This window comes from Streptomyces pseudoechinosporeus, from assembly GCF_054783935.1.
Genome location: NZ_BAAGPS010000023.1, coordinates 322,237 through 347,089, shown reverse-complemented (window position 1 = coordinate 347,089; position 24,853 = coordinate 322,237). Strand labels below are relative to the sequence as shown.

Here is a 24,853-nt window from a genome sequence, read left to right as displayed (position 1 = left end):
GCACGAATTATTACTCACCAAATCGTGATCATTCTCTAAAGGCAGACGGGTTTAGTGCCGAAGACCTCTGTGACCTTGAAAGCACGGTTCCCCCCGGCTCCCTCCCCAGAGCCGGCCCCGTCCCGCACCCCCCACCCCCAGGAGGCCTGGTGTCCGTTCTCCTCGAGCAGCCCGCAAGCCTGGTCGCCTATCGCCCGAACAAGCCCACCGCGATGGTGGTCGTGGCCGACCCGCGCGTGCGCTCCACCGTCACCCGCCATCTGTGGGCCCTCGGAGTACGCGATGTGATCGAGGCCTCGTCCGTCGCGGAGGCTCGTCCTCGCATCGGCAACCCCCGTGACATCTGCGTCGCGGAAGTCCATCTGCCGGATGGTTCCGGCCTCACCCTCCTCTCCGAAACCCGAGCCGCCGGCTGGCCCAACGGCCTGGCCCTCTCCGCCGCCGACGACATCGGCGCCGTACGCAACGCCCTGGCGGGCGGCGTGAAGGGATACGTCGTCACCGGTACGCGTACGAACATCGGACTCCCCACCCGCCCCGGCGTCGCCCCCATCGGTTCGGCCGCCGCCGCCCGTATGCATCGCCGCCACCCGGGTTCCCCGAGCCACCCGGGCGGCTACCGCGAACTGTCCGGCCGCGAGGTCGAGGTGCTCCGGCTGGTGGCGGAGGGTCAGTCGAACAAGGCCATCGGTGTCTCGATGGGCCTGTCCGCCCTGACCGTCAAGAGCCACCTCGCCCGTATCGCCCGCAAGCTCGGCACGGGCGACCGTGCCGGCATGGTGGCGGTGGCCCTGCGCACCGGCATCATCCACTGACCCGACTGCTTTACACCCTTCAGACGCCCGTCGACGGAACGTTCCGTCGACGGGCGTCGTGCATGTCCCCGACGCTGCTGCCCCTTGGTCGATCAGCGGCGTCGCAGTGACGGGTCGAGCAGCGCGGGCGGAGTGTCGTACTTCTCGTGCGGGGCGAGGTCGGTGCCGGGAGTGACGATGGCGTCGATCGCGTCGAGTACGTCGGCGGAGAGCACAGTGTCCGCGGCGGCGAGCTGTGAGTGCAGGTGGGCCGGCGTGCGGGGGCCGATGAGCGCGCTGGTCACGGCCGGGTGCGCGGTCACGAAACCGAGTGCGAGCTGGATCAGGGTCAGGCCGGCCTCGTCGGCGACCTTGGCCAGCTGCTCGACGGCGTCGAGCCGGGCCCGGTTGGCGGGGATGGCGGTGTCGAAGCGTTGCGGCATGAACGCGGAGCGGCTGGTGGTGATCTCCTGGCCCTCGCGGATCGCGCCCGACAGCCATCCCGAGGCCAGCGGGCTCCACACCAGCACTCCGAGCCCGTACTCCTCGGTCACGGGCAGTACGTGGGTCTCGATGCCGCGCTGCAGGATGGAGTAGCTGGGCTGTTCGGTGACGTAACGGCTCAGGTGATACTCGCGGGCGGCCCACTGGGCTTGCACGATGCGGTGGGCGGGGAAGGTGGAGGAGCCGAAGTAGCGGATCTTTCCCGCGCGTTGCAGGTCGGTCAGGGCCGACAGGGTCTCCTCGTCGCCGGTGCTCGGGTCCCACCGGTGGATCTGGTAGAGATCGACGTGGTCGACGCCGAGGCGGCGCAGGCTGTTGTCCAGCGCGGTGAACAGCCAGCGGCGTGAGCTGCCCCGGTGGTTGCGCTCGTCGCCCATCGGCATGCTCGCCTTCGTGGCCAGCACGATGTCCTCGCGGCGGCCGGCGATGGCCTTGCCGACCATCTGTTCCGACTCGCCGTCGCTGTACATGTCGGCGGTGTCGATGAGGTTGATCCCGCCCTCGAGGGCGGCGTCGACGAGGGCGGTGGCCTCGTCCTGGGTGGTGCGGCCGATCTTGCCGAAGTTCATCGCGCCGAGCGCGAGGGAGCTGACCTGCACACCGGTGCGGCCCAAGGTGCGGTACTGCATGACCGTGTTCCTCCGTTACGGAATGACGGGTGGAGCCTGGTGGCAGTGCACGGCTTGGTTGCCGGACCCTGCTCTGGCATCATGAGCAAACGGAACGATGTTCCGGAACGATGGGAAACGATACGGAACACTGTTCCGCTTGGCAAGCGCGGCAGTGACCCGGCAGTGGAGGGAGCAGCGCGGTGAACGACAGCGACGAGGGCGCGGGGCGCGCAGCCCCGTCCAAAACCCCGTCCCAGCGGAAGGACGCCCGGCGCAACAAGGAGGCTCTGCTCGACGCGGCCGCCTCGGTCTTCGTCACGTCAGGGGTGGAGGCACCCGTACGCGACATCGCGGCCAAGGCCGGTGTCGGCCTCGGCACGATCTACCGGCACTTCCCGACGCGGGCGGATCTCATCATCGCCGTCTACCGGCACCAGGTAGACGCCTGCGCCGAGGCCGGTCCGGCCCTGCTTGCGACCAGTGCGAGTCCGCACGCCGCACTGGGCCAGTGGATCAACCTCTTCGTCGATTTCCTGGTCACCAAGCACGGACTCGCCGCCGTGCTGAAGTCCGACAACGCCGGCTTCGAGGCGCTGCACACCTACTTCCTCGACCGCCTCGTGCCCGTCTGCACCCAGCTGCTCGAAGCCGCGGCCGACGTCGGCGAGATCCACTCCGACCTGGAGGCCTACGAGCTCATGCGCGGCGTCGGGAACCTCTGCATCGGCGCGGACAGCGATCCCCGCTACGACGCACGCCGACTGGTCGAGCTCCTCATCGCGGGACTGCGCCGACCGCACTGACATGCCAGGCACAAGTACCGGAAACCCATGAGCAGCACCGAGACCGGTTTTGGCCGGTCAGACCATGCGTCGATCGACAGTGCGGGTCAGGCGATGGCCCGTACAGATACCCTTGACACGTGACCGACGCCCAAGAGACCGCAGCAGACAGTTCACTGCGAACCACCGGAGGCGCCCCTCCGGACGACGGCGGATCCTCTGAAGCAGAGGTGCCGATTCCGTTGCTGGAGCCCCGGGACGGGATTCCGCCCGTGATCGCCGACGAGGCGTCGCTCGCGGAGATGATCGCCGCGTTCGCCGCGGGCAGCGGTCCCGTCGCCGTCGACGCCGAGCGGGCTTCCGGTTACCGGTACGGTCAGCGGGCCTACCTCGTGCAGTTGCGCCGCGAGGGTGCGGGCAGCGCGCTCATCGACCCCATCGCGTGTCCCGATCTGTCGGGTCTCGGCGAGGCGCTGGCCGGGGTGGAGTGGGTGCTGCACGCCGCCACGCAGGATCTGCCGTGTCTGCGCGAAATAGGCATGGTCCCCAGCCGCCTCTTCGACACCGAGCTGGCCGGCCGGCTCGCCGGGTTCCCGCGCGTCGGCCTCGGCGCGATGGTCGAGGGCGTCCTGGGCTTCGTACTCGAGAAGGGGCACTCCGCGGTCGACTGGTCGACGCGTCCGCTGCCCGAGCCGTGGCTGCGTTATGCCGCGCTCGATGTGGAGCTGCTCGTGGACCTCAGGGACGCGCTGGAGAAGGAGCTCGACCGGCAGGGCAAGCTGGAGTGGGCCCAGCAGGAGTTCGACGCGATCGCCTCGGCGCCCGCGCCCGAGCCGCGCAGGGATCCGTGGCGGCGTACGTCCGGAATGCACAAGGTGCGCCGACGGCGGCAGATGGCGGTCGTACGGGAGTTGTGGCAGGCCCGGGACAAGGTCGCGCGACGCCGCGACATCTCGCCGGGCAAGGTGCTCGGCGACGCGGCGATCGTCGAGGCCGCCCTCTCCCTGCCGGTCAATGTGCAGGCGCTCGCCGCGCTGAACGGCTTCGGGCACCGCATGGGCCGGCGTCAGCTGGAGCAGTGGCAGTCGGCCGTGGACCGCGCGAAGGCGCTGCCGGACCACGAATTGCCGCAGCCAGGGCAGCCGGTGACCGGCCCCCCGCCGCCGCGTGCCTGGGCCGAGAAGGACCCGGTGGCCGCGGCCCGGCTGACCGCCGCGCGTACGGCGGTGTCGGCGCTCGCGGAGGCCCTGGCCATGCCTCAGGAGAACCTGATCACCCCGGACACGGTGCGCCGCGTGTGCTGGGAGCCGCCTGCCGAAGTGGACGCCGAGTCCGTCGCGGCCGCGCTCGTCGGGTACGGGGCGCGGCCGTGGCAGGTCGAGCAGGTCACCCCGGTCCTGCTGCCGGCGCTCACTTCGTCGCCCCGCGAGTGAAGCCGTTGTAGATGTACCGCTGAAGGAACAGGAAGACGACGAGCGTCGGGAGAATGACGAGGACCGCACCGGCCGAGATGTTCTCCCAATGCGCTCCGAACGGTCCCTTGAAGCGGAACAGCGACGTCGAGATCACGCCAAGCTCTTCGGACGGCATGTACAGGAACGGGATGTAGAAGTCGTTGTAGACCGTGATCCCCTTGACGATCACCACCGTCGCGATCGCGGGCTTCAGCAGCGGGAAGATGATCTTTCGGTAGATGGTGAAGGCGTTCGCGCCGTCCAGTCGTGCCGATTCGTCCAGGGAGACCGGGATCGAGCGGACGAACTGCAGGAAGATGTAGATCGAGACGATGTCGGTGCCCATGTAGAGGGCGATCGGCGCCCAGCGGGTGTCGAACATGCCAAAGCTGTCGACGATCTGGAAGGTCGCGACCTGGGTCGTCACCCCGGGGACGAGTGTGGCGACCAGGAAGAGCGCCACCACCAGCTTCCGGAAGCGGAAGGTGAAGCGGTCGATCGCGTACGCCGCCATCGAGCCGATGATGACCGTGCCGGTGATGGCGAAGAGCAGGATGAACGCGGTGTTCCCGAACGCCGCGAGCATTCGGCCGTCCTGAAAGGCCGTCACATAGTTCTCGAAGTTCAGCGGGTTGTCGGGCAGTTGGAGCGCGCCACTGTCGTTCGCCATCTCGTCCGAGGACTTGAGGGAGGTCAGGAAGACCACGAGGAGCGGCAGCAGGACGACGACACTGGCAGCGACCAGGGACAGATACGTGAGCGTGCGAGCGACACCACCACGGGTCATACGAGATCCACCTTCTCGTCCGGGACGAGGCGCCGCTGCACCCACGTCACCGCCAGGATGATCAGCAGCAGCACGACCGCCGCCGCCGAGGCGAGCCCCGTCTTGTTGAACTGGAAGGCCAGCTTCACCGTCTGGATCACAAAGGTCTCCGTGCCGGTCGCGCCGCCGGTCATGATGTACGGGATCTCGAAGACCGCGAGCGAGCCGGAGATCGAGAGGATCACGCTCAGGCTCAGTACGGGCCGTATGCCGGGCGCGATGATGTACCGGAACTGCTGCCAGCGATTCGCGCCGTCCAGCTCGGCCGCCTCGTACAACTCCCCCGGGATGGACTGGATCGCGCCGAGGAAGAGCACGAAGTTCAGGCCCATGTAGCGCCAGACGGAGACCCCGGCCAGCGAGACGTTCGCGGACGTGGACGTGCCCAGCCAGGCCTTGTCGGACTCGACGCCGAACAGGCGCAGCACCGAGTCCAGGGTGCCGCCGTCCTGGAAGAAGTAGAGGAAGACGAAGCCGATCGCGACCCCGTTGATCAGATACGGGAAGAAGAGCACGCCCTTGAAGAAGTTCCGGAAGCGGACGTTGAAGCTCAGGATCGTCGCGAAGTAGAGCGCGGCAGCGATCTGGACCACCGAGGCGGCGAGGTAGTAGCCGCTGACGAAGAAGACCTCGAACAGCTCGGGGCGGGTGAAGAGTTCGACGTAGTTGTCGGCGCCCGTGTAGCTGAGTTCGGGGCTGACACCGTCCCAGTCGGTGAAGCTGTACGCGACCATGTTGGCGACCGGCGCGTAGGTGAAGGTGATCAGCAGGACCAGCGGGGCGGCCAGGAAGAGCCAGGGCGTGAGGCCCCGCCACAGGCGGACCTTGCGCGGGGCCGCGGACTTGAGGGCGGGTGGCGCGGCCGGCTTCGGCCGCGCCACCTTCTCGGTGGTGTCCGTCATCACGACCCCGCGGTCTTCGCCGCCTCGTTCCAGCGCTTGCCGAGATCGTCCAGGAAGCCGTCGAGGCTGCCGTCCTTGGCGCCGCGTGCGAGGTCGACGAGGTCCTGGCGGTAGTCGGGCTTGTAGATGCCGACCTCCGACTGGTTGTCGATCTCCTTGACCTGCGCGCCCTTGGCGTCGTCGAGCTCCATGAGCTGCACGCCCGCGTCCTCGAACGGCTTCAGTACGTCGGGCAGCGGGGCGCCCTTGACCGGCGAGAGGGCCAGATTGTCGTCCGCGTAGCCGGACTTGTCGGTGAACCAGTCGATCCAGGCGCGGGCCGCCTCCTTGTGGTCGGAGTTGATGTTGACGGCCTGGTTGTAGTCGGGCGACATGGTCGCGCAGAACTTTCCGTCCACCTGGGCCGGGAAGGGCATGAAGCCGATGTCGTCGGGGTTGCTGCCGGCCTGCTTCGCCGCCGCCTGGAACTGGGTGATCGCCCAGGAGCCGAGCCACATCGTGGCGATCTCGCCCTTCGCCAACTTGGGCTTGGAACCTTCCCAGTTGGTGGTCGTCGGATCTTTCTCGATCAGCCCTTCGCGCACGATGTCGTGCAGCAGCGTGTCACCCACCCGCAGATCGGCGCCCTCCGCCCAGGGATTGCCCTCCGCGAGCCGCGTGGTCGCCTGCTCGTCGCAACTCGGCGAGCCGTTGATGTATGTCCACTGGGTCAGCGGCCACATGTCCTTGAAGTTCGTGTAGTACGGGACCGCGTCGGTCTTCGACTTGACGGCCTTGAGGTCGGCGATGAACTCGGCGGGCGTGGTGGGCCAGTCGGTGATCCCGGCCTCCTCCCAGACCCGCTTGTTGTAGACGAACCCGGGGACCGCGCCCATCGGAGACTGCCCGTAGACCTTGTCGTCGACCGTGGTGAAGTCGGTGAAGAGGTACTTCTTGCTGCGCTCGGCCACCGTGCCCAGCGAGGCGAAGAACTTGGGGTAGTCGTTCTTCTTGATCACGCCGGGGATCATCAGCACGTCGCCGTAGTTCTCCGTGTTCATACGGATCTTGACCTCGCCCTCGTAGTCGGTGAGGGCCTCGAACTCCACCTTGACCTTCGGATAGGTCTTGTTGAACTCGGCGGCGTACTCCTTCATCGTGCCGTCCTGCACGAGGTCCGTCCGGTGGGTGAGGACCTTGATCGTGCCGGAGACCTTGTCGGGGTCGTCGGCGGCCTTGGCGTCCTCGCCCTGCGACGCGCCTCCGCTTCCGGTGCAGCCCGCGGCCAGCAGCACGGCGGCGAGAAGCGTTCCGGCGAGTGTCGTGCGGTGGGTCGTGCGGCGGTTCATCTGCACCAGCTCCGTTCAGGGACGGATGAGCACGAGTCGGTTGGCTGGTTCCGCACTCTGACAGTGGTTACTGAACCGGTAAAGTCCCAATTCCGCCAACGATGCCAAAATGTTTCGCGGGCCCGTCGCACACTGGCCTATATCGGTTTAGGGAGTACGCGCATGCTGGACGCCACACCGCTCTCCGAGGGCTGGACACTTCGCCATGACGGGGCCGCCTTCCCCGCGGCGGTACCGGGCTGTGTGCACACGGACCTGCTGGCCGCCGGGGTCATCCCGGACCCGTTCCTGAGCCAGGTCGAGACCGAGGTGGCGTGGGTGGGGCGGCGCGACTGGACGTACGAGACGACACTCGATGCGTCCCCCGGCGAGCATGAGCAGACCGACCTCGTCTTCGACGGACTGGACACCGCCGCCGAGATCCGGGTGGCAGGCCAACTCCTCGGCCGGGTACGGAACATGCACCGCTCGCACCGCTTCGACGTCACGGGTCTCCAAGGCCCGCTCTCTGTGCGCTTCACCTCCGCGTACGCCGAGGCCGAGGCGGTGCGGGAGCGGCTCGGCGAGCGGCCGAACGCGTATCCCGAGCCCTTCCAGTACATCCGCAAGATGGCCTGCTCCTTCGGCTGGGACTGGGGGCCGACGCTGGTGACGGCCGGCATCTGGAAGCCGGTGCGCCTTGAGCGGTGGTCGACGGCCCGTATCGCCCGCGTAAGGCCGCTTGTGACGGTCAAAGAGGGCCTGGGACGCGTCGAGTTGTACGTCGATGTCGAGCGGACCAGGATCGAGGCGGCGCTCTCCGTGACGGCCCGGGTCGGCGGCGCACGGGCGTCTGCAGAGATCGACGGCACCAGTGGGGTCGTACGCCTCGAAGTCCCGGACCCCGCGCTGTGGTGGCCGCGCGGCTACGGCGAACAGCAGCTGTACGAACTGGAGTTGGAGCTGCACAGCGAGGCAGGCCCGCTCGACACCTGGCGCCGCCGCATCGGCTTCCGAACCCTCGAGTTGGACCGGAGCCCCGACGCGCACGGCTCCGGCTTCACCTTCGTCGTCAACGACGAACGCCTCTTCGCTCGAGGCGTCAACTGGATCCCGGACGACGTCTTCCCGTCCCGGATCACCCGCGAGCGCTACCGCACCCGGCTCACCCAGGCGGCCGAGGCCGGCGTGGATCTCGTACGCATCTGGGGCGGGGGGATCTACGAGAGCGAGGACTTCTACGAGGCCTGCGACGAGCTGGGGCTGATGGTGTGGCAGGACTTCCCCTTCGCCTGCGCCGCCTACCCCGAGGAACAGCCTCTGCGCGGCGAGGTGGAGGCCGAGGCCCGCGAGAACGTCGTCCGGCTGATGCCGCATCCCTCGCTCGTGCTGTGGAACGGCAACAACGAGAACCTGTGGGGCTTCCGCGACTGGGAGTGGGAGCCGCGACTGGCCGGGGACTCCTGGGGCGAGGGCTACTACCTGGGCGTACTGCCTCGCGTGGTGGCCGAGTTGGACCCGACGCGGCCGTATACGGCGGGCAGCCCCTGGTCGGGTTCCTGGGACCACCACCCGAACGACCCGGCGCACGGCACACACCACTCCTGGGAGGTGTGGAACCGCCTCGACTACGCCGCGTACCGCTCCGAAGTCCCGCGTTTCGTGGCCGAGTTCGGCTGGCAGGCACCGCCCGTGTACGCCACGCTGCGGCGCGCGCTGCCGGGTGAGCGGCTCGCCCCCGACTCCCCCGGCATGCTGCACCACCAGAAGGCGGACGACGGGAACGGGAAGCTGGCGCGCGGGCTCGCGCATCACTTCGCGATGCCCGAAGGAGGCTTCTCCGAGCGGGACTTCGACCGCTGGCACTACCTCACCCAGGTCAACCAGGCGCGGGCCGTGGCCGCCGGGATCGAGCACTGGCGCTCGCACTGGCCGGTGTGCGCGGGCACGATCGTCTGGCAGCTCAACGACTGCTGGCCAGTGACCTCTTGGGCGGCGATCGACGGCGACGGCCGGGAGAAACCGCTGTACCACGAGCTGAAGCGGCTGTACGCGGACCGGCTGCTCACGCTTCAACTCCGGGACGGAGAACTGGTGGTGGCCGCCGTCAACCAGTCCGCCGACTCGTGGTCCTCGTCGCTGACGCTGCGTCGGATGTCCGTCGAGGGAGGCGTCGTGGCCGAGACGAGCGCGGAGCTCGCGGCCGAGGCGCGAAGCGTCGCCCTCATGCGCGTACCCAGGGACCTGGGACCCGTCGGCCCGAAGGAGTTCCTCGTGGCGGACACGGATGCGGACGGGCTGCGGGCGCTGCACTTTCCCGTGCCGGACCGCGAAGTCCCGTATCCGCAGCCCCGGTTCGATGTGACCGTCGCGCCGGGCGAGGTGACCGTCACGGCCCACACGCTCGTACGGGATCTGCTGCTCCAGGCCGACCGGCTGGCGCCCACCGCCGCGGCCGACCGAGGGCTGGTCACGCTGCTGCCCGGTGAACAGGTGACCCTCGCGGTGCGCGGCTGGGAGACTCCCGATGCCGGCGCCGCACGAGCTGCGCTGTACTGCATGGAGCCCACCCGATGACCACTTCCCGCGTCACCATCAAGGACGTCGCCGCGCGCGCCGGTGTCTCCAAGGGGGCCGTGTCGCTCGCCTTCAACCACAAGCCGGGGCTGTCCGAGGCGACGCGGGACCGGATCTTCGAGGCGGCGCGGGAGCTGGGCTGGGTGCCGAACCTCACGGCCCGGTCGCTGTCCAGCTCGCGCGTCGACGTGGTCGGGCTCGCCATCTGCCGGCCCGCGCAGCTGCTCGGGCTCGAACCGTTCTACATGGAGTTCATCTCCGGCGTGGAGAGCGTTCTGACGGAGCACTCCTGTTCACTGCTGCTGCGGCTCGTCCGGAGCGTGGAGGAGGAGGTGGGGCTGCAGGACGCGTGGTGGAGGGGGAAGCAAGTCAGCGGATCGATCCTCGTCGACTTCCGCGCGGATGATCCGCGCGTGCCCGCGACGGAGCGCCTCGGACTGCCGGTCGTGGCCGTCGGGCATCCGTCCCTGACCGGCAGCCTCACCTCTGTGTGGACCGACGACGCCACGGCCGTGACGGAAGCCGTGCGCTATCTCGCGGCGCTCGGGCATCGGCGTGTCGCCCGCGTGGGCGGCGCGGCGGCGCTCGGGCACACGTCGATCCGTACGGCCGCGTTCGACGAAGCGGTACGGGTCCTCCAGCTCGCCGGGGCCCAGCAGGTCGCCACCGACTTCTCGGGGGAGGCGGGGGCGCGGGCGACTCGGTCGCTGCTGAGCGCCGCGCCCCCGGACCGGCCTACGGCGATCGTGTACGACAACGACATCATGGCGGTGGCGGGGTTGTCGGTGGCCGCCGAGATGGGGTTGAGCGTGCCCGGGGACGTGTCGTTGCTGGCGTGGGACGACTCCCAGCTGTGCCGGTTGACGCACCCGACCTTGTCCGCGATGAGTCATGACGTGCAGGGGTTCGGGGCGGATGTGGCACGGACGTTGTTCGGGGTGATCACCGGGGAGGGGCCGGGGTCGCATCCCGTTCCGACGCCGGTACTGACACCGCGGGGGTCCACCGCGCCCCCTCGGTGAGCGCCGTACGGAGGGGGCGCGGGCACCGTAACGGAGTAAAAACTCGTGTGACCTTCGCCGCTCCCGGCGTCGGGACTGGGCAGCATGGTTACCCGTAAGTAGCATGGGAGTGAGCGCGCGCTCAGGCGTGTGTGCCGCGCAGCAGTGCCTACCCCGCATCTGGAGGAGAGCCATCGTGCCTCGTACCGTCAGGGATGTCGTCTTCGTCGACGGCGTCCGTACCCCGTTCGGCAAGGCGGGCCCGAAGGGCATCTACCACGAGACCCGCGCCGACGATCTCGTCGTGAAGGCGATCCGGGAGCTGCTGCGCCGCAACCCGGGTCTCGACCCGAAGAAGGTCGACGAGGTCGCCATCGCCGCGACCACGCAGATCGGCGACCAGGGCCTGACCATCGGCCGCACCGCCGGCATCCTCGCCGGGCTGCCGCAGTCCGTGCCCGGCTACTCCATCGACCGCATGTGCGCCGGTGCGCTCACGGCCGTCACAACCACCGCCGGCTCCATCGCCTTCGGTGCGTACGACGCCGTCATCGCCGGTGGTGTCGAGCACATGGGCCGCCACCCTATGGGCGAGGGCGTGGACCCGAACCCGCGGTTCGTGAGCGAGAAGCTGGTCGACGAGTCCGCCCTGTTCATGGGCATGACCGCGGAGAACCTGCACGACCGCTACCCGCACATCACCAAGCAGCGCGCCGACGAGTACGCCGTGCGCTCGCAGGAGAAGGCGGCGAAGGCGTACGCCAACGGCAAGATCCAGGCCGACCTGGTGCCGATCTCCGTACGCCGTACCAATGAGGAGGCGGGTGAGACGGGCTGGGGCCTGGTCACCGCCGACGAGCCGATGCGGCCGGGGACCACGCTGGAGAACCTGGCCGGTCTGAAGACGCCGTTCCGCGTCCACGGCCGGGTCACGGCCGGTAACGCGGCCGGTCTGAACGACGGCGCCACCGCCTCGATCATCGCGTCCGAGGACTTCGCGCGCGAGAACAACCTGCCGGTGAAGATGCGCCTGGTCTCGTACGCCTTCGCGGGTGTCGAGCCCGAGGTGATGGGTTACGGCCCGATCCCGGCGACCGAGAAGGCCCTCGCCAAGGCGGGCCTGTCGATCGAGGACATCAACCTCTTCGAGATCAACGAGGCGTTCGCCGTCCAGGTCCTGGCCTTCCTGGACCACTACGGCATCGCGGACGACGACGCGCGCGTCAACCAGTACGGCGGCGCCATCGCCTACGGCCACCCGCTGGCCTCCTCCGGCGTCCGTCTGATGACGCAGCTGGCCCGCCAGTTCGAGGAGCAGCCGGAGGTCCGCTACGGCCTGACCACCATGTGCGTCGGCTTCGGCATGGGCGCGACGGTCATCTGGGAGAACCCGCACTTCGAGAACGCCGGAGGCGACAAGTGAGCACCACCACTGAGCTGTTGAAGGGTGCGGCCGAGCTGTTCCCGGACGAGGTCGTCACCCAGGCACACGTACGCCACTTCGACCTGCCCGCGGGCGCAGGCCGGTTCGCGCTCATCACGCTCGACAACGGCCTCGACCACACCAAGCCGACCACCTTCGGCCCGCAGTCCCTGGCGAACCTCAGCACCGCCATCGACCAGGTCGAGAAGGAGGCCGCGGCCGGCGAGATCGTCGGTGTCGGCATCACGGGCAAGCCGTTCATCTTCGCGGTCGGTGCCGACCTCAAGGGCGTCGAGCTGCTCAAGAAGCACGAGGACGCGCTGGCCATCGGCAAGGGCGGCCACGAGGTCTTCAAGCGCCTCGCGGCCCTCGCGGTGCCGACCTTCGCGTACTACAACGGCGCGGCGATGGGCGGCGGCGTCGAGGTCGGCCTGCACTGCAAGTACCGGACCGTCTCGAAGGCCATCGCGGCCTTCTCCCTCCCCGAGGTCTTCCTCGGCCTGGTCCCCGGCTGGGGCGGCTGCACGCTGCTGCCGAACCTCATCGGCGCCGACAAGGCCGTCTCGGTGATCATCGAGAACTCGCTCAACCAGAACAAGCAGCTCAAGGGCCAGCAGGTCTACGAACTCGGCATCGCGGACGCGATCTTCGAGGGCGCGGACTTCCTGGAGCAGTCGCTGATCTGGACGGCGTCCGTCCTCAAGGGCGAGATCGTCGTGGACCGCCCGGTGATCGACCGCGGTGAGGCCTGGGACCAGGCCGTCGCCAAGGGCCGCTTCATCGCGGACAGCAAGGTGCACGGGGCGGCCCCGGCCGCGTACCGCGCGCTGGACATCATCGCCGCGGCCAAGAACGGCGACCTCCAGCAGGGCTACGACGCCGAGGACGTGGCCCTCGCCGACCTGATCATGGGTGGCGAACTGCGCGCCGGGATCTACGCGTTCAACCTCGTCCAGAAGCGCGCCAAGCGCCCGGCGGGCGCCCCGGACAAGAACCTGGCACGTCCGGTCACCAAGGTGGGCGTGGTCGGCGCCGGTCTGATGGCCAGCCAGCTCGCCCTGCTGTTCCTGCGCCGCCTGGAGGTGCCGGTCGTGCTGACCGACATCGACCAGGAGCGCGTCGACAAGGGTGTCGGTTACGTCCACGCCGAGATCGACAAGCTGCTGGGCAAGGGCCGTATCAACCAGGACAAGGCCAACCGGCTGAAGGCCCTGGTCACCGGTGTCCTGGACAAGGCCGAGGGCTTCTCGGACGCGGACTTCGTCATCGAGGCCGTCTTCGAGGAGATCGGCGTCAAGCAGCAGGTGTTCGCGGAGGTCGAGGCGGTCGCCCCGGCGCACGCGATCCTCGCCACCAACACCTCGTCCCTGTCCGTGTCGGAGATGGCGTCGAAGCTCAAGAACCCCGAGCGGGTCGTGGGCTTCCACTTCTTCAACCCGGTCGCCGTCCTGCCGCTCCTGGAGATCGTGCGCGGCGAGCAGACCGACGACGCCTCGCTGGCCACGGCCTTCGCCGTCGCCAAGAAGCTGAAGAAGACCGCGGTCCTGGTGAAGGACGCCCCGGCGTTCGTCGTGAACCGCATCCTCACCCGCTTCATGGGCGAGATCCAGAACGTCATCGACGAGGGCACGCCCGTCGAGACGGCGGAGAAGGCGGTCGAGCCCCTGGGCCTGCCGATGTCTCCCCTGGTCCTCCTGGAGTTGGTCGGCCCGGCGATCGGTCTGCACGTCTCGGAGACCCTCAACAAGGCGTTCCCGGACCGCTTCACGGTCTCCCCGAACCTCAAGGCGGTCGTCGAGGCGGGCAAGCGCGGCTTCTACGTGTACGACTCCGGGAAGCCGGAGCTGGACCCGGAGGTCGCCGCGCTGCTGAAGCAGGGCGACACGGTTCTGACGGAGGACCAGGTCCGTGCCCGCGTCCTGGACGCGGTCGCCCAGGAGATCGGCATCATGCTCGACGAGGGCGTCGTCGCCGAGGCCCAGGACATCGACCTGTGCCTGATCACAGGCGCCGGCTGGCCCTTCCACCTGGGCGGCATCACGCCGTACCTGGACCGCGAGGGCGTCTCCGAGCGCGTGAACGGCAAGAAGTTCCTGGAGGCGGGGGTCGCGAGCGTCCCGGCGTAACCGCTTGACGCGACTGAGGGCCTCCGCCACGGCGGAGGCCCTCAGTCATGCGTCGGTCTGTACCGCGGCTTCCACCCTGGCCCTCAGCTCGGCGTTCTCCGCCTCCAGGACGGCGATGCGTTTGCGGGCGAAGTACAGCTCCATGACGGCGTCGTGGAACTCGGCGACGAGTTCTTCGGGGGTCAGTTGCATCTCAACGCCCTTTACGTCGGTGCGACCTGGGTGACGGTGCCGTTGCCGCCCTTCCAGTACAGGGCGCCGTTCTGGGCGTAGAGGGAGCCGCCGCCGGCCGAGGCGGGCGCGTTGATCGGCGCCGACTCGACGTCCGCGAGCCGCACCGCGCCCTCGGCGAGCAGGGCGGACGGGGCGCCGGCCGACTGGACCACGTGGAGCTGCGACTGCGGCGTGGCGCCACGGGCGATGCCAATACCGGTCCGGCCGGTGCCCTTGACCACGAAGTCGTCCAGGCCGTCGTTGTTGCGCAGGACCAGCAGGGCGCCCTTGGTCGGGCCGTCGGTCGCGGTCAGGTAGATGCCCTGAGCGGCGGTACCGCTGGCCTTGAGGTCGATCGACAGGGCGGAGGCGTTCGCGTCGGAGCCGTCGGCGTACCCGTTGTGGGAGATCTTCAGCGTCCCCCGGCCGGTCTCCTTGCCGCTCAGGTACATGGCCGAGGTGTCCGGGTTGGCCGAGGTCACGTTCAGTGCCACCGCCTCCCCCGACGTCGCCTTCTGGTTGATGGTGACGGTGTGGGCCGTCGTCGAGGTGCTGAGGAAGTTGGCCGGCGCCGTGTAGTCCGTGTACTCGCCGATCGCCACCGCTTCCGTACCGCCGGCGGCGACGGTCACCGCCCCCGCCGTGAAGCCCCCCAAGAACAATCTGCGTGCCAGTGGCATGCGTCCTCCCCTGTTCGTATCGAATGTACGTCCGATGCTGGACGTACGCGGCTGATCATCGCGTACTGGACGCCCGCAGGCCACCCTCACCGCCACGGCCCGAGCGGACTGCCCACCGCCGGTGACAGCCGACGGCGCACCCGCAGCCCGCCGTCCGTGCCGATGACCGCGACCGTCACGGCGCCCGCCGCGTCGTACGCCATCGCCGGGGCGTGGGTGAGCATGTCGCCGGACTCGTGCCAGTGGGTGCCGGAGGCGTTCTTGTCGCGGTCGGGAGCGAGACGACCAGGCGGCCCCGGTTGCCGCGGTGGGCCAAGCAGGCCTCGCGGGCGCCGCGTTCGGGGGCCCACAGGGCGGCGACGGGGCCGGTGCCGCCGTGGCCCGCGCCGGAGCCGGGCCGGGCTCCCGCGGATCGAGGTTCGGACGCAGCGTGAACGGCGTGGACCCCGGCACCATGGAGACGATCATGCTGCCGGTGGCGTACGACAGGACCGACCCCAACCGCGTGGTTGCCGCGGAGCCGCAGGCCACGACTTTGTGGAAGGCGATCCGCAGCGATCTGGAAATCCCCGAGTCGGCGAAGAAGTCCCCGGCGACCAGCGGGAGTTCGTCGGCTTCCTGACGGTTCGGATTTCTTGACGGGGGCTTCGTTCAGATTCCTGACGGTTCGGATTCCTGATTGCCCTTCAGACCTTCTGCCAGGCCGCCAGTGCCAGACCCGGCTCGTCCTTCCTGCGGCTCATCAGCAGCTCCCCGGTGCCCCGCTGGAGCGTGGCCGCCACGAGCCGGCCCTGGTGGTCCTTGCTCAGCGATACCTGGGTGTCCGGGGGGAGTTGGGGGCCCGACTCCGTCCACCAGGCGCCCGCGGACTCCTGCTCGGTCGGGTAGGCGGCGAAGGCGACCCGGCCGCTTCTGGAGCGTTGGGCGAGGAGGGTGCAGTCGACTCCGTCGAGCGTGAAGCGGATGGCGGAGACGGGCCCGGGGCCGGCGCAGGGCAGGAGCGCGGCGGGCTCGGCGCCGGGGCGCCAGGCGCACAGGGTGTCCGACTCGTCCGTGAAGAAGACGGTCACGTGCTCATCGGAGGTGGCGAGGGCGCACAGCGTGCCAGGCCGGGCCGCCGCCTTCAGCGGCTCGTCGTCGAGCGCGGGTATGTGGCCTGACCCGGCCTGCGTCCAGCGCAGGATCCCTTCCGGCGAGGTCGCGTACAGCTCGACGCGGCCCGACACCCGTGTGACGGCGGCCAGTTCGCCCTCCACCTCACGGCCCTTCAGATCGCGCCACGGGCCCCAGCCGCCGCGTTCCTTCTGGCCGCGCATGCTGACGCCGCCCCCCGCGTTGGGCACGAAGACATGGGCGCGGCCCTCCGCGTCGACCGCGACGGCCGGAACGCCGGTCTGCGCACCCGCCTTGTTGGGGTGCCCGAGCCGGTTCCAGTCGAGCGCCGCGAGATGCGGGCGGAAGTGCGTGGTGTGGACGAGTCCCGCCTCCTGCGGGCCGGTGGGACGCCAGGCCACCAAGTGGGCGTAACCGTCGGTTCCCTGACCCACGGCGAGCACGGGATGCAGACGCTGGTCGCCGCCCACCGTACGGGGCGCGATCCACGAACCGCCCGGGGTTCGCTGAGCCCAGCACCACACCGCCTCGTCCCGCGGAGCGTAGGCGCTGAGCCGGCCGTCCCGGCCGCGTATGAACCAGGCGCCGTTCACAGTACGGACCATTGACACTCCCCCACTGTAGTCGGGCCCACCAGGACCGCCCCGTGCGACCCTGGCCTCATGAACGCCCCTCTCCTCATGATCGTCGACGCCGCCAACGTGGTCGGCTCGGTGCCCGACGGCTGGTGGCGGGACCGCCGTGGGGCGGCGGAGCGCCTACGGGACCTGCTGGTGCCGTACGCCGACGAAGGGCTGCCCGGCTTCCCGGGTCCCCTGGAGGTGGTGCTCGTGGTCGAGGGAGCCGCCCGCGGAGTGCCATCGGTTACGGGCGTACGGGTCGACTCGGCGCCCGGCAGCGGCGACGACCGCATAGTTGAGCTGGCCGCCGAGGCCGCGGGGCGCCGCTGCCTGGTGGTCACGGCCGATCGCGAACTGCGGGACAGGGTGGGCGCGTTGGGGGCGGAGGTCACCGGTCCGCGGACCGTCCGCCCCTGAACCGCCTTTCGTCCCTGAACCGCCTACGGCACGCTCGGTGCTACGGAGTTTCTCCGCCCGGCGGCGGCTTGAGCACGTCGTCGACCGTGGTCTCCCTGTGCCGGCCGAGGAGGCTGTGGGAGCGGCCGTAGAGGAAGTAGACGAGGAAGCCGGCCGCCATCCAGATGCCGAAGCGGATCCAGGTCTCGGCGGGCAGGTTCAGCATCAGCCACAGCGAGGCGCACACCGACAGGATCGGGATGAACGGCACCCATGGGGTGCGGAAGGCCCGGTGCAGGTCGGGGCGCGTCCTGCGGAGGATGAGCACGCCGATCGCGACGACCACGAAGGCGAAGAGGGTGCCGATGTTCACCAGCGCGGCGAGTTCCTCGAGTGGGGTGAAGCCCGCGAGGACCGCGATGACCACGCCGAGCAGGATGGTCGGCCGGTGCGGGGTCCTGAACCGAGGGTGGACGCGCGAGAAGAAGCGGGGCAGGAGGCCGTCGCGGCTCATCGCGAAGAAGACACGGGTCTGGCCCAGGAGAAGGATCATGCAGACCGTCGTCAGGCCGACCGCCGCGCCGAAGCTGATGAAGCCCGCGTACCAGGGGTGCCCGGTGGCCTTGAACGCGTCGGCGAGCGGGGCGTCGACGGACAGTTGACTGTAGTGCTGCATGCCGGTCACGACGATCGACACGGCGACATACAGGGCCGTGCAGATGAAGAGGGAGCCGAGGATGCCGCGCGGCATGTCGCGCTGCGGGTTCCTGGTCTCCTCGGCGGCCGTGGCCACGACGTCGAAGCCGATGAAGGCGAAGAAGACGACGGAGGCGGCGGTGAAGATGCCCATCACACCGAAGTTGGAGGGCGCCCAGCCGAAGATGAGTTGGATCAGCGGCGCTTCGAGGCTCTCACCCGGCGGCACGTCCTGCGCCTTCGGGATGAACGGGTCGTAGTTGTCGCCCTTGATGAAGAAGGCGCCCGCGATGATCACGACGAGGACGACCGTCACCTTGATGGCGACGACGAGCGAGGTGATCCGCGCGGAGAGCTTCATGCCGAGGACGAGGATGGCGGTGAGTACCAGGACCAGGGCGGCGGCGAGGATGTCGAAGCCGAAGCCGTCGGCGCCCTGTCGGCTGCCCAGCGCCGCGGGCATCTCCCAACCCGCGTTGTCCATGAGCGACTGGACATAGCCGGACCAGCCGACGGCGACCACCGCCGTGCCCAGCGCGAACTCCAGGACCAGGTCCCAGCCGATGATCCAGGCGGGCAGTTCACCGAGGGAGGCGTACGAGAAGGTGTAGGCGGAGCCCGCCACCGGGACGGTGGAGGCGAACTCTGCGTAACAGAGCGCGGCGAGCGCGCAGACGACGCCGGCCGCGGCGAAGGCCAGGGCGACGGAGGGGCCGGCGTTGTTCCTGGCCACCGTGCCGGTGAGGACGAAGATGCCGGTGCCGATGATGACGCCGACGCCGAAGACGGTCAGATCCAGGGCTGACAGGGATTTCTTGAGCGCGTGCTCCGGCTCCTCGGTATCGAGGATGGATTGCTCGACTTTCTTGGTCCTGAAGAGGGTGCTGCTCACGGGCTTACCTCCCACGCTTGCCGATCTCGACATGATCGAGAGGGGGCGTGGTGCGGGTATCCCGGCGCGGGCGGTTTCACGCGAATGGGCCGGTTTCACCACCGTAAAGAATGGGTGAAACCGGCCCATTCAGAGCCCGTCATGCAGCCGTCAGTCGCGGGCCGGCTCCGCCGAGTCGATGCGGGTGGTCGGGCGCTCGCTGGGACCGTCAAGCTTGGCGACCAGGCCGGTGACCTGGCGGGCGATGTCCGGGGCGGTCAGGCCGATCTCCGCCAGGACCTCCTTGCGGGAGGCGTGGTCGAGGAAGCGCGGCGGGATGCCGAAGTCGCGCAGCGGGAGGTCGACGCCCGCGTCGCGCAGGGCCTGCGCGATCGTCGAACCGACGCCGCCGACGCGGGAGTTGTCCTCGACGGTGACGACCACGCGGTGCTGCTCGGCGAGCGGGGCCATGGCCTCGTCGACGGGCTTGACCCAGCGCGGGTCGACGACGGTCGTGGAGATGCCCTGCTTGTCGAGCAGGTCGGCGATCTCCAGGCACATGGGTGCGAGCGCGCCTACGGAGACGAGCAGCACGTCCGGGGCGTCGGTGCCGGGAGCGCGTAGTACGTCCATGCCGCCGATACGGCCCACGGCGGGTACGGCGGGACCCACCGCGCCCTTGGAGAAGCGGACCACGGTCGGCGCGTCGTCGACGTCGACGGCCTCGCGGAGCTGGGCGCGGACCTGGTCGGCGTCGCGGGGCGCGGCGAGCCTGAGGCCGGGGACGACCTGGAGGATCGACATGTCCCACATGCCGTTGTGGGAGGCGCCGTCTGTGCCGGTGATGCCCGCGCGGTCGAGGACGAAGGTGACACCGCACTTGTGCAGGGCCACGTCCATCAGGACCTGGTCGAAGGCACGGTTGAGGAACGTCGCGTACACGGCGAAGACGGGGTGCAGGCCACCGGTCGCCAGGCCCGCGGCGGAGACGGCGCCGTGCTGCTCGGCGATGCCGACGTCGTAGACGCGGTCGGGGTACGTCTTGGCGAACTTGTCGAGGCCGACCGGCTGGAGCATCGCGGCCGTGATCGCGACGATGTCCTCGCGCTCCTTGCCGAGCTTGACCATCTCCTCGCCGAAGACGGAGGTCCAGTCGGCGCCGGAGGAGGCGATCGGCAGGCCCGTGTCGGGGTGGATCTTGCCGACGGCGTGGAAGCGGTCGGCCTCGTCCTGGAGGGCGGGCTGGTAGCCGCGGCCCTTCTCGGTGAGGCAGTGCACGATGACCGGGCCGCCGAAGCGTTTGGCGCGGGCCAGCGCGGACTCCAGTGCCTCGATGTCGTGACCGTCGATGGGGCCGACGTACTTCAGGCCGAGGTCCTCGAACATGCCCTGCGGGGCGATGAAGTCTTTGAGGCCCTTCTTGGCACCGTGCAGCGTCTCGTAGAGGGGCCTGCCGACGACGGGCGTGCGCTCCAGCAGGTCCTTCCCGCGGGCCAGGAAGCGCTCGTAGCCGTCCGTGGTGCGCAGGGTGGCGAGGTGGTTGGCGAGGCCGCCGATGGTGGGGGCGTACGAGCGCTCGTTGTCGTTGACGACGATGACCAGGGGGCGGTCCTTGGCGTCGGCGATGTTGTTGAGCGCTTCCCAGGCCATGCCGCCGGTGAGGGCGCCGTCGCCGATGACCGCGACGACGTGGTCGTCCGTCTTCAGGACCTGGTTCGCCTTCGCGAGGCCGTCGGCCCAGCCGAGGACCGTGGAGGCGTGCGAGTTCTCGATGATGTCGTGCTCGGACTCGGCCTGTGAGGGGTAGCCGGACAGGCCGCCCTTCATCTTCAGTCTGGAGAAGTCCTGACGGCCGGTGAGCAGTTTGTGGACGTAGGACTGGTGGCCCGTGTCCCACAGCACCTTGTCCTTCGGGGATTCGAAGACACGGTGCAGAGCGATGGTGAGCTCGACGACGCCGAGGTTGGGGCCGAGGTGGCCGCCGGTCTTGGAGACCGCGTCGACGAGGAAGGTCCGGATCTCCTCGGCCAGCTGGTCCAGCTGCTCCAGGCTGAGCCGGTCCAGATCGCGCGGTCCCGTGATACGGGTCAGCAGCGGCACCCGTGCCTCCTTGCATTAGAGCTGTTCGAGCTTTCGCCGGGCTCGTCGAGTGTAATGTTCCGCCTTTCATGAAAGTGCCCGGCACCACCATTGGTGCCGGGCACTTGTCTAAAGGAGACCGCGCCGACCCGCGCCCGTAAGGGGCGCGGGGCCGTGTCGATTTGCGGCTCCGCCGCGATGGGGGTCCCCCCGCTCTGGGGGTCCCCCCAGGCCCTTAAGGCACTGGGGGAGAAGCCGAGAGTGGGGGAGCGACCGGCCACAGTCAACCCGCAGCCGCCGAACGACTGGTCCGGCCGTGCTCTTGGGCGCCCCCGTTCCCAGCGGAGCGCTTACGCGCGACCCGCCGTCCTCTGCGTCTTGCGGGTGACGGAGTCGATCACGACCGTGGCCAGCAGGACGCTGCCCGTGATCATGTACTGGATCGGCGTGGCGATGCCCTCGAGGGCGAGCCCGTACTGGATCGAGGTGATCACCATGACACCGAGCAGCGCGTTCCAGGTACGGCCGCGACCGCCGAAGAGGCTGGTGCCGCCGATGACGGCCGCCGCGATGACGTTCATCAGCAGGTCACCGGCGCCCGCGCTCTGGTTGGCCGCGGCGATCTTCGAGGCCCAGAACAGACCGCCCACCGCCGCGAAGAATCCCGCGATGGCAAAGACCGAGATCCGTACCGCCGTGACGTTGATACCCGCACGCCGGGACGCCTCGACGCTGCCGCCGAGCGCGAAGATCTTGCGGCCGTAGCCCGTGCGGCGCAGCACGAAGTCGGTCATCACCAGGACCACCAGGAACAGCAGCAGCGCCAGGGGCAGGCCCTTGTACTGGTTGAACATGATCGCGGCGGCGTACGCGACGATCGCCAGCAGGCCCGTGCGCAGCAGGATGTCGACGAGCGGCCGGGACGGGATGCCCGCGGCCTCGCGACGGCGGCTGTCCAGGAAGGACGTGACGAAGAAGACGGCGACCGCGATCGTGGCGAGCCCGTAGGCGGCCGCGATGTCCGAGAAGTAGTACGTCGTCAGCTTGCCGATCAGACCATCGCCGTCGAGGTTGATCGTGCCGTTCTCGCCCAGGAGCTGGAGCATGAAGCCGAGCCAGAACAGCAGGCCGGCCAGGGTGACCGCGAACGCCGGCGCACCGATCCTCGCGAAGAAGAAGCCGTGGATAGCGCCCGCGACCGCGCCACCGCCGAGGGCCATGAGCACGGCCAGCCACTCGTTCATGCCGTGCGTGACGCTGAGTACGGCCGCGATGGCACCCGCGACACCGCTGACGGAGCCGACCGAGAGGTCGATCTCACCGAGCAGCAGCACGAAGACGATGCCGACGGACATCATGCCGGTGGCGACCATCGCCACGGCGATGTTGTTGAGGTTCTCGGCGGACAGGAAGTTCGAGTTCAGGCTCTGGAAGATGACGGCGATGGCGATCAGGCCGATGACGACCGGGAGCGAGCCCAGGTCACCACCGCGGATCTTGCGCTTGAACTCGATGACGTAGCCGGCGAAGCCGCGCTCACGCACCAGCAGCCGAGGGTCGACGGCGACATCCGCGCCGGCGGCCGCCTCCGGGTTCTCGACCGCTACGTCGGTGGTCTTCGGGGCGGCGTCCTGTGTCTTGTCGATGCTCACTTCTGTACCTCCCCGTTGCTGCGCGCCGCACGACGGGTCACGGCGTTGTCCGTGGCGCCCGTGATGGCGGAGATGATCTCCTCCTGCGAGGTCGCCTTGACCTCGAACACGCCGTTGTTGCGGCCCAGGCGCAGTACGGCGACCTTGTCGGCGACGGCCTTCACATCGGCCATGTTGTGGCTGATGAGGAGCACCGCGTGGCCGCGCTCGCGCAGCCGCTCCACCAGGTCGAGGACCTGCGCGGTCTGCTCGACACCGAGGGCCGCGGTGGGCTCGTCGAGGATGACCAGCTTCGGCTCGCCGAGCATGGAGCGGGCGATGGCCACGGTCTGCCGCTGGCCACCTGAGAGTGAGGCGATCGGGATGCGCACACTGGGAATGCGGATCGACAGCGTCTGCAGCAGCTCGCGGGAGCGGCGCTCCATCTCGACCTCGTCGAGCACGCCGCGCCTCTTCAGCTCGCGGCCCAGATAGAGATTGCCTACGACGTCGATGTTGTCGCACAGCGCGAGGTCCTGGTAGACGGTCGCGATGCCCAGGTTCTGAGCGTCGTGCGGCTTGTTGATCTGGACGGACCTGCCGTCCCACTCGATGACGCCCTCATCGATGGGGTGCACGCCGGCGATCGTCTTGACCAGCGTGGATTTTCCGGCACCGTTGTCACCCACCAGGGCGACCACCTCACCGGCGTGGACCTCGAGCTCTACGTCGGTGAGCGCCTGGACGGCACCGAACCGCTTGGAGACCCCGCGCAACGCCAGCACAGGCGTAGCGGACACGTAAACCATCTCCTTCGCCGCCTGACCCGGCGGAGAGGTCGTATAGAAGTTTGGGGAGCTGTTCCGTCCGGCGCCCCGCGCGAGCTTGCGGGGCTGTTGGTGGCGGGGCGCCGGAGGGGCTTTGAGTACGCGAGTCCCGTACAGGAATTCACCAGTCCCGTACGGGATTCAACGTAGCGAATTCCCGTACGCGGAAAGGGACTCGTGCGTACTTGATCGAGGACTTAACTGAGGCCGATCTGGCCGCAGGCGGCCTTGAACTTGGCCGTGCAGATCTCGTCGACCGTGTAGATGCCGTCCTTGATGACCGTGTCGTTGATGTTGTCCTTGGTCAGCGAGACGACCGGGACGAGGACCGACGGGACGCCCTTGGTGGTCGGGCTGTCGACCTCGGTCTTGGCGATGGAGTCGAGCTTCTCGCCCTGGGCGAGCGCGACGGCCATCTCCGCGGCGACGTCCGCCTCCTGCGGGTAGGGCTTGTACACGCTCATGTACTGCTCACCCGCGACGATGCGCTGCACGCCCGCGAGTTCGGCATCCTGGCCGGTGACCGGCGGGATCGGGTTGACCCCGGCGGCCTTCAGGGCGGTGATGATGCCGCCCGCCATGCCGTCGTTGGCGGAGTAGACGCCGACGATGTTGTTCTTGCCGATCGCGGAGATCGCGCCCTCCATGTTGGCGTTGGCGTTCTCCGCCTTCCACTCCTTGGTGTCGTACGACTTGGCGATGTCGACCTTGCCCTCGAGCTGGGACAGCGCGCCCTTCTTGAAGAAGGCGGCGTTCGGGTCGGTGATCGCGCCGTTCATCATGACGATCTTGGCGGAGGGCGTGGCTTTGTCTCCGAGGGCCTCCAGGAGCGCCTTGCCCTGGACGCGGCCGACCTCTTCGTTGTCGAACGAGACGTAGCCGTCGATGTCGCCCTGGGCGAGGCGGTCGTACGCGACGACCGGGATGTCCGCTTCCTTGGCCCTGTTGACGGAGTTCTCGATGGCCTTGGAGTCCACCGCGTCCACGATCAGCACGTCCACCTTGTTGGTGATCATCGTGTCGACCTGCTGGTTCTGCGTGGTGGCGTCCTGCTTGGCGTTGGCGTAGACGACCTCGCCCTTGTTGTTCGTGAGCTCCTTGACCTTCTTCTCGATCAAGGGCTTGTCGAACTTCTCGTAACGCGCGGTCTGGTTCTCCGGAAGGAGCAGACCGACCTTGATCGCGTCACCCTTGGCGGCGCCAGTCTCATCATTGTCGCCGCCGGCTTCCTCGGCGCTGCCACAGGCGGCCAGCGAGATGGCCATCGCACCTGCGGCAACGGCATAGGCAGCACGACGCATACGCGTGTTCACTTCAGAAACCTCCCTGACGTGGCCGCGACGGTGCGGCCGAGGTGACTGGCAGTCAACTCGGCCATTAGTACGACGTCAAGAAGTAAATCCTTAACGAGATGGCAACG

21 protein-coding genes and 1 pseudogene are annotated in these 24,853 nt (G+C 68.8%); 9 read left to right on the top strand and 13 right to left on the bottom strand.

What is annotated here, in order from left to right; genetic code table 11:
- Window positions 1-149: 149 nt before the first annotated feature.
- Entirely contained in the window at window positions 150-815 is a 666-nt protein-coding gene (locus ACYVO6_RS25030) for a helix-turn-helix transcriptional regulator (protein WP_461064712.1), read from the top strand.
- A gap of 92 nt (window positions 816-907) precedes the next feature.
- Here the strand turns inward: ACYVO6_RS25030 and ACYVO6_RS25025 are convergent, their stop codons facing one another.
- The gene (locus ACYVO6_RS25025; protein ID WP_461064710.1) at window positions 908-1,927 is read right to left on the bottom strand and encodes an aldo/keto reductase; all 1,020 of its coding nucleotides are present in this window, start codon (window positions 1,925-1,927) and stop codon (window positions 908-910) included.
- 182 nt (window positions 1,928-2,109) lie between these two features.
- Between ACYVO6_RS25025 and ACYVO6_RS25020 the strand changes: the two genes are divergently transcribed.
- Together ACYVO6_RS25020 and ACYVO6_RS25015 are read left to right on the top strand one after the other, a co-directional pair.
- Window positions 2,110-2,712, top strand: a complete 603-nt coding sequence (locus ACYVO6_RS25020; protein ID WP_461064708.1) for a TetR/AcrR family transcriptional regulator — start codon at window positions 2,110-2,112, stop codon at window positions 2,710-2,712.
- Between the two features lie 119 nt (window positions 2,713-2,831).
- Window positions 2,832-4,124, top strand: a complete 1,293-nt coding sequence (locus ACYVO6_RS25015) for a ribonuclease D (RefSeq protein ID WP_461064706.1) — start codon at window positions 2,832-2,834, stop codon at window positions 4,122-4,124.
- Here the strand turns inward: ACYVO6_RS25015 and ACYVO6_RS25010 are convergent.
- From ACYVO6_RS25010 to ACYVO6_RS25000, 3 genes are read right to left on the bottom strand one after another with little or no spacing between them, the layout of a single operon-like run.
- Window positions 4,102-4,932 carry a carbohydrate ABC transporter permease gene (locus ACYVO6_RS25010; protein ID WP_461064704.1) on the bottom strand — a complete coding sequence of 277 codons (831 nt, stop codon included), beginning with the start codon at window positions 4,930-4,932 and terminating at the stop codon, window positions 4,102-4,104. The genes ACYVO6_RS25015 and ACYVO6_RS25010 overlap by 23 nt on opposite strands.
- Window positions 4,929-5,873: a carbohydrate ABC transporter permease gene (locus tag ACYVO6_RS25005; protein ID WP_461064702.1), complete on the bottom strand. Its 945-nt coding sequence runs from the start codon at window positions 5,871-5,873 to the stop codon at window positions 4,929-4,931. The genes ACYVO6_RS25010 and ACYVO6_RS25005 overlap by 4 nt, the downstream gene beginning before the upstream one ends.
- Entirely contained in the window at window positions 5,873-7,201 is a 1,329-nt protein-coding gene (locus ACYVO6_RS25000; RefSeq protein WP_461064700.1) for an ABC transporter substrate-binding protein, read from the bottom strand. The genes ACYVO6_RS25005 and ACYVO6_RS25000 overlap by 1 nt, the downstream gene beginning before the upstream one ends.
- A 162-nt stretch (window positions 7,202-7,363) precedes the next feature.
- Between ACYVO6_RS25000 and ACYVO6_RS24995 the strand changes: the two genes are divergently transcribed.
- The 4 genes from ACYVO6_RS24995 to ACYVO6_RS24980 all read left to right on the top strand — a co-directional run bounded on the left by ACYVO6_RS24995 (window position 7,364) and on the right by ACYVO6_RS24980 (window position 14,307).
- Window positions 7,364-9,757: a glycoside hydrolase family 2 protein gene (locus ACYVO6_RS24995; RefSeq protein ID WP_461064698.1), complete on the top strand. Its 2,394-nt coding sequence runs from the start codon at window positions 7,364-7,366 to the stop codon at window positions 9,755-9,757.
- A complete protein-coding gene (locus ACYVO6_RS24990) occupies window positions 9,754-10,779 on the top strand; it encodes a LacI family DNA-binding transcriptional regulator (RefSeq protein WP_461064696.1) in 1,026 nt (341 codons plus the stop codon). Before ACYVO6_RS24995 ends, ACYVO6_RS24990 begins: the two co-directional genes overlap by 4 nt.
- Before the next feature lie 175 nt (window positions 10,780-10,954).
- Window positions 10,955-12,181, top strand: coding sequence for a thiolase family protein (locus ACYVO6_RS24985; protein WP_033325831.1), 1,227 nt, complete (start codon window positions 10,955-10,957; stop codon window positions 12,179-12,181).
- The gene (locus tag ACYVO6_RS24980) at window positions 12,178-14,307 is read left to right on the top strand and encodes a 3-hydroxyacyl-CoA dehydrogenase NAD-binding domain-containing protein (protein WP_461064694.1); all 2,130 of its coding nucleotides are present in this window, start codon (window positions 12,178-12,180) and stop codon (window positions 14,305-14,307) included. Before ACYVO6_RS24985 ends, ACYVO6_RS24980 begins: the two co-directional genes overlap by 4 nt.
- A gap of 45 nt (window positions 14,308-14,352) precedes the next feature.
- Here the strand turns inward: ACYVO6_RS24980 and ACYVO6_RS24975 are convergent, their stop codons facing one another.
- From ACYVO6_RS24975 to ACYVO6_RS24965, 3 genes are all read right to left on the bottom strand, one after another.
- Window positions 14,353-14,499 carry a hypothetical protein gene (locus ACYVO6_RS24975; protein WP_461064692.1) on the bottom strand — a complete coding sequence of 49 codons (147 nt, stop codon included), beginning with the start codon at window positions 14,497-14,499 and terminating at the stop codon, window positions 14,353-14,355.
- Window positions 14,500-14,510: 11 nt separating this feature from the next.
- Window positions 14,511-15,200: a hyaluronoglucosaminidase gene (locus tag ACYVO6_RS24970; protein WP_461064690.1), complete on the bottom strand. Its 690-nt coding sequence runs from the start codon at window positions 15,198-15,200 to the stop codon at window positions 14,511-14,513.
- Window positions 15,201-15,286: 86 nt separating this feature from the next.
- Window positions 15,287-15,424 carry a hypothetical protein gene (locus ACYVO6_RS24965; RefSeq protein ID WP_461064688.1) on the bottom strand — a complete coding sequence of 46 codons (138 nt, stop codon included), beginning with the start codon at window positions 15,422-15,424 and terminating at the stop codon, window positions 15,287-15,289.
- A 191-nt stretch (window positions 15,425-15,615) separates the two neighbouring features.
- Between ACYVO6_RS24965 and ACYVO6_RS24960 the strand changes: the two are divergent.
- Window positions 15,616-15,822: pseudogene (locus tag ACYVO6_RS24960) on the top strand (LCP family protein); the annotation flags it as partial.
- 64 nt (window positions 15,823-15,886) lie between these two features.
- Here ACYVO6_RS24960 and ACYVO6_RS24955 read toward each other — a convergent pair.
- Entirely contained in the window at window positions 15,887-16,918 is a 1,032-nt protein-coding gene (locus ACYVO6_RS24955; RefSeq protein WP_461064686.1) for a PLL family lectin, read from the bottom strand.
- Between the two features lie 57 nt (window positions 16,919-16,975).
- On the opposite strand from ACYVO6_RS24955, the gene ACYVO6_RS24950 reads away from it, so the two are divergent.
- Entirely contained in the window at window positions 16,976-17,350 is a 375-nt protein-coding gene (locus ACYVO6_RS24950) for an NYN domain-containing protein (RefSeq protein WP_461064684.1), read from the top strand.
- Between the two features lie 40 nt (window positions 17,351-17,390).
- On the opposite strand, the gene ACYVO6_RS24945 is transcribed toward ACYVO6_RS24950, so the two are convergent.
- From ACYVO6_RS24945 to ACYVO6_RS24925, 5 genes are all read right to left on the bottom strand, one after another.
- Window positions 17,391-18,917, bottom strand: a complete 1,527-nt coding sequence (locus ACYVO6_RS24945; RefSeq protein ID WP_461064682.1) for an amino acid permease — start codon at window positions 18,915-18,917, stop codon at window positions 17,391-17,393.
- 150 nt (window positions 18,918-19,067) lie between these two features.
- Complete coding sequence (gene dxs, locus ACYVO6_RS24940) at window positions 19,068-20,996, bottom strand: 1-deoxy-D-xylulose-5-phosphate synthase (protein WP_461064680.1); 1,929 nt, start codon at window positions 20,994-20,996, stop codon at window positions 19,068-19,070.
- 329 nt (window positions 20,997-21,325) lie between these two features.
- On the bottom strand, window positions 21,326-22,627 hold the full coding sequence (locus ACYVO6_RS24935; protein WP_461064678.1) for a sugar ABC transporter permease: 1,302 nt from the start codon (window positions 22,625-22,627) through the stop codon (window positions 21,326-21,328).
- Window positions 22,624-23,415, bottom strand: coding sequence for an ATP-binding cassette domain-containing protein (locus ACYVO6_RS24930; RefSeq protein ID WP_461064676.1), 792 nt, complete (start codon window positions 23,413-23,415; stop codon window positions 22,624-22,626). Before ACYVO6_RS24930 ends, ACYVO6_RS24935 begins: the two co-directional genes overlap by 4 nt.
- A 215-nt stretch (window positions 23,416-23,630) precedes the next feature.
- Window positions 23,631-24,734 (bottom strand): substrate-binding domain-containing protein, encoded by a 1,104-nt coding sequence (locus ACYVO6_RS24925; protein ID WP_461064888.1) that lies wholly within the window; start codon window positions 24,732-24,734, stop codon window positions 23,631-23,633.
- Between the last annotated feature and the right edge of the window lie 119 nt (window positions 24,735-24,853).